A 4,491-nucleotide genomic window follows, 5' to 3' on the forward strand; every position below is an offset into this window, starting at 1 on the left:
AGGCCACCCAGTCCTTCGCGCTCGACCTTGCCGCGGCCGGCGTGGTGGACGGCCTGCGCATCGACCATCCCGATGGCCTGTACGACCCTGCGCGCTACTTCCGGCAGCTGCAGGAAGGCTATGCGCGCCGCGCGGGCATCGTGCTGCCGGCTACCGGCCCCGATGGACGGCCGGCGCGCCCGCTGTACGTGGTGGCCGAGAAGATCGCCGCCTCGGAAGAAGAGGTGCCCGCCGAATGGCATGTGCACGGCACCACCGGCTACCGCTTTGCCAACGTGGCCAACGGCGTGCTCGTGGACACCGCCGCGGCCGACGCCCTGCGGCAGGCCTGGCATGGCTTCACGGGCGAGGCGCAGGACTTCGGCTCGGTCGCAAGGGCCGGCAAGCGCGAGGTCATGCGCAGCGCGCTGTCGTCGGAGCTCAACGTGCTCTCCACCGAACTGCTCAGGATCGCGCGGGCCGACCGCGGCACGCGCGACTACACGCTCAACGCGCTGCGCCGCGCGCTCGCCGAAGTGGCGGCCTGCATGCCGGTCTACCGCACCTACATCGTCGACGCACCCTCCGCGCAGGACGCGCATTTCATCGACGCCGCCACCGAGGCGGCCGAGCGCCAGAGTGTCGATGCCGACCGCTCCGTCTTCGCCTTCGTGCGCCGCTCGCTGCGCGGCGAGGCCGCGGCCGCGCATGCGCCACCGGCGCTGGCCGGGCGCGTGCGCCGGTTCGCGATGCGCTTCCAGCAGTTCAGCGCGCCGGTCGCGGCCAAGGGCGTGGAGGACACCTCGTTCTACCGCTACTTTCCGCTCAGTTCGCTCAACGAGGTCGGCGGCGAGCCCGACCAGTTCGGCTTCGACGTGCAAGAGTTCCATGCGCTCAGCGCCGACCGCGCGCGGCACTGGCCGCACACCATGCTCGCGACCTCCACGCACGACAACAAGCGATCGGAAGAGGTGCGCAACCGCATCGACGTGCTCTCCGAAATACCCGGCGAGTGGCGCGATGCGCTCGCGCGCTGGCACGCGCTCTGCCGCGGCGGCGGGCCAGCGGGCGCGGCGCCGTCGCGCGCCGACGAATACCTGCTCTACCAGACCCTGCTCGGCACCTTGCCCTTCGGCGGCCTCGATGCTGCCGACGTGCCGGCCTATGCCGCGCGTGTGTGGCAGTACATGCAGAAGGCCGCGCGCGAAGCCAAGCTCCACACCCGCTGGACCCAGCCCGATGCGCCCTACGAAGCGGCGCTCGAAGGCCTGGTGCAGCGGATCCTCTCGGACCTGTCGAAGGACGGCTGCCTTGCGGACATCCAGCGCCTGGCCGATCGGCTGTCGTGGTTCGGTGCGTGGAACGGCTTGACGCTCACGCTGCTGAAGTACGGCTCACCGGGCGTGCCGGATCTCTATCAAGGCAGCGAGCTTGTCGACCTGAGCCTGGTCGATCCCGACAACCGGCGGCCGGTGGACTATGAACTGCGCAGCCGGCGGCTCGATGAGCTCCAGGCGATGGCTGGCGAGCCCGATCTTGCCGCGCGTGTGCAGGCGCTTGCCGAGTCACCGCACGATGGCCGCGCGAAGCTCTGGTTCATCTGGCGGCTGCTGTCGATGCGGCGCGAGCATGCGGAGCTCTTCCGCGAAGGCAGCTATGAAGGGCTCGCGGTCGAAGGGCCGCTGGCGCGGCATGTGGTGGCCTTTGCGCGCAGGCACGAAGGGCGGACGCTGGTGGTGATGGCGGGGCGGTTGTTTGCGGGGATTGCGCGCGCCGGAGCGGATGGTGTGCCGGTGCTTCCGGATGCGGATGCATGGCGGGGGACGAGGGTGGTGCTGCCTGGGGATCTCGCCGCGGGTGCGGAATGGGAGAACGTTCTGAGCGGGGAATCCCTCACGGCCCAGGGTGCCGCCGTGCCGCTCGACGAGGCCTTCTGCCGCCTGCCTTGGGCGGCGTTGAGGCCGGCGAATCCAGATCGATAGGCCAGCCGCCGCCTCGGTTCTCGGGCGCATGCCTTTGAACTATCGCCCTAATTGACGAATGTCAACCAAGCGATCGACACTCCCGGAAAGGGCCAAACCCGCGAGGAGACCAAGATGCTGTCGAACTTGAGCCAACTGTGCCGCCGCGGCATGTTGCGGCAGAAGGACACGCTCCTCCTGATGACCACCTTGACGGCGCTGTCGTCCTGGCTCGTGTTCTGGTTCGGCGACTGACCGCCGCCCGGCGGCGATGGCCGCAGCCGCCGTATCCGGTGAGGCTACGGACGGCCGTGGGCTTTCAAAGCCCGTAGTACTTGTCCACCGTCCCGCTGTACGTATCGTCGTACTCCGGCACGCGGTCGCTCGCATACTTGGGCGCACCTTCGATCTGCGCCTTGGTCAACGGCACCACATAGCCATCCTGCGAGGTGTCGTACTTCAGCATGGACCAGGGGAGCGGATAGCGGTCCGTGCCCATGCCCAGGAAGCCGCCGAACTCCAGCACGGCATAGCGGACCTGGCCCGAGATCTTGTCGATCATGAGTTCATCGATGCTGCCGAGCTTGTCTCCCGACGTGTTGTAGACGGATGTCCCCTCGACACGATCCGACGAAATAACTGGATTGGCGCTCACCATGGAAAAGTCTCCGGCCGGCATTTCTGGGGAATGACGGCATAGATTGCAGTGCCCAGGGTTGCAACTTTCGATCCAGAAAATCCGCGCCGCATCGGCCAAGAGATCGTCGTGTTGTAGGAGGCTGTCTGGCACCCGGGTGCAGCACGAGGCAGCACCTAGTTCGGCAACTTCGGCGCCTTCTTTTTTTCGCGTGCGCCAATGGCGCCGGAGGCCGCGGCGCGCACGATGCGCCTGAAGGTCGGGCACTCCATGTGGCTGGGCGCGGGGCAGGCCGCCGCGTGCCGCAGGCCGTCGCGCATGGCGCTCAGTTTGCGGATGGTGCGGTCGAGCTCTTCGGCCTTGGCGGCGAGCATTTGCCGGTCGATGCGCGGTGCGCCCTCGGGCGCGAACATGCGCGCGATCTCGTCGAGCGAGAAGCCCGCGGCGCGTCCCACCGCGATGAGCGCGAGGCGTTCCAGCACGCCGGCATCGAACAGGCGTCGCAGGCCGCGCCGGCCGGTCGAGGCGATGAGCCCCTTCTCCTCGTAGAAGCGCAGCGTCGATGCGGGGACGCCGGATTGCTGTGCCACTTGGGCGATGTCCAGATGTTGTGCCGCCACCTCTTGACCTCAAGTCGGCTTGAAGTTGCACAGTCTAGCTTTCGCCCAAACAGACACGCCAAGGACAAACCATCATGGACATCACGGACCAGCAACACAACGAACAAGCCGCCCTCTGGAACGGCCGCGGCGGCCGCGCCTGGGTCGACGCGCAGGAGTCGCTCGACCAGCTGTTCGCGCCGTTCGAGAACTTGCTGGTGGACGAGGCGGGCGCCGCCTCCGCGCGGCGGGTGCTCGACGTCGGCTGCGGCACCGGTGCCACCACGCTGGCCATCGCGGGGGTGCTCGGCGCGGCGGGGCACTGCGTCGGCGCCGACATCTCCGAGCCGATGATTGCCGCCGCTCGCGCGCGCGCCGAACGGGCGGGCGCGCCGGCAAGCTTCATCTGCGGCGATGTGCAGCGGCACGCCTTCGAGCCCGCGAGCTTCGACCTGGTCGTTTCGCGCTTCGGCGTGATGTTCTTCGACAGCCCGGTGCAGGCCTTTGCCAACCTGCGGCACGCCGCGAAGGATGGCGCCATGCTCCGGGCCATCGCATGGCGCAGCGCCGCGGAGAACCCGTTCATGACCACGGCCGAGCGCGCCGCCGCGCCGCTGCTGCCGAACCTGCCGGCGCGCAAGCCGGGCGCGCCGGGACAGTTCTCCCTCGCGGACCGCGATCGGGTGGTGTCCATCCTGGAAGAGAGCGGCTGGGCCGGCATCGACATCCGGCCGATCGATGTGGAATGCACATTGCCCGAGAAGGCGCTGCATGGCTATCTCACGCGGCTCGGCCCCGTCGGCCTCGTTCTCCAGGATGCGGACGAGCGAACGCGCACACGGGTCACCGAGGCCATGCGCGCGGCGTTCGAGCCCTACGTGCACGGCAGCGAAGTTCGCTTCACCGCCGCCTGCTGGATGATCGGCGCGCGGGCGCCGGCCGCGTAGCGGCGCTCAGCCCAGGAGCCGCGGGACGCCCTGCACCGCGAGCGCCCCGATGATTCCCTGCGCCGTCACGCAGTGCCACATCAGCGCGGTGTTGTCGATGGTCGCGCGGGCCGCGGGCTGCAGCCGGCCCGACCACGAACGCACCAGCACATAGCCGCCCATCAGCATCAGCACTGCGATGTGGAAAGCCTGGTAGCCCAGCAGCATGCCGACCGAAGCGCTCCAGCCCTGCGCGCGCGGATCGAGCCCGGCGAGCTGGTGGCCGCCGATGTCGAGCGCCGCCGCACCGGCCGCGCAGGCCATGGCCAGTGCCGCAAGCATGCGCAGCCTGCGCTGGCGGCGCGGATCTGCCGCATGCAGCCTGCGCG

General features: G+C 69.1%; 5 protein-coding genes and 1 pseudogene. 3 read left to right on the forward strand and 3 right to left on the reverse strand.

Annotated features, from left to right (window positions below; genetic code table 11):
- Both treY and AC1DOC_RS20705 read left to right on the forward strand, forming a co-directional pair.
- Positions 1-1,961 (forward strand): malto-oligosyltrehalose synthase (treY, locus tag AC1DOC_RS20700; protein ID WP_478130396.1); only part of this gene is annotated, 1,961 nt, incomplete at its 5' end.
- 51 nt (positions 1,962-2,012) lie between these two features.
- On the forward strand, positions 2,013-2,195 hold the full coding sequence (locus AC1DOC_RS20705) for a hypothetical protein (RefSeq protein WP_478083457.1): 183 nt from the start codon (positions 2,013-2,015) through the stop codon (positions 2,193-2,195).
- Positions 2,196-2,259: 64 nt separating this feature from the next.
- Here AC1DOC_RS20705 and AC1DOC_RS20710 read toward each other — a convergent pair whose 3' ends face one another.
- Together AC1DOC_RS20710 and AC1DOC_RS20715 are read right to left on the reverse strand one after the other, a co-directional pair.
- Positions 2,260-2,598, reverse strand: coding sequence for a PRC-barrel domain-containing protein (locus AC1DOC_RS20710; protein WP_012747121.1), 339 nt, complete (start codon positions 2,596-2,598; stop codon positions 2,260-2,262).
- Between the two features lie 155 nt (positions 2,599-2,753).
- On the reverse strand, positions 2,754-3,197 hold the full coding sequence (locus AC1DOC_RS20715) for a helix-turn-helix domain-containing protein (RefSeq protein WP_478081411.1): 444 nt from the start codon (positions 3,195-3,197) through the stop codon (positions 2,754-2,756).
- Positions 3,198-3,271: 74 nt separating this feature from the next.
- On the opposite strand from AC1DOC_RS20715, the gene AC1DOC_RS20720 reads away from it, so the two are divergent.
- Complete coding sequence (locus tag AC1DOC_RS20720) at positions 3,272-4,123, forward strand: class I SAM-dependent methyltransferase (RefSeq protein WP_478081412.1); 852 nt, start codon at positions 3,272-3,274, stop codon at positions 4,121-4,123.
- A gap of 6 nt (positions 4,124-4,129) precedes the next feature.
- Here the strand turns inward: AC1DOC_RS20720 and AC1DOC_RS20725 are convergent.
- Positions 4,130-4,491 (reverse strand): annotated as a pseudogene (locus AC1DOC_RS20725) (cytochrome ubiquinol oxidase subunit I); the annotation flags it as partial.

It is taken from the genome of Variovorax sp. 01T439_2 (assembly GCF_056398445.1).

What these genes read in the sequence shown, in the direction of transcription:
- AC1DOC_RS20710 (WP_012747121.1), bottom strand. Translation starts at nt 2,598, where the DNA reads ATGGTGAGCGCCAATCCAGTTATTTCGTCGGATCGTGTCGAGGGGACA.
- AC1DOC_RS20720 (WP_478081412.1), top strand. Translation starts at nt 3,272, where the DNA reads ATGGACATCACGGACCAGCAACACAACGAACAAGCCGCCCTCTGGAAC.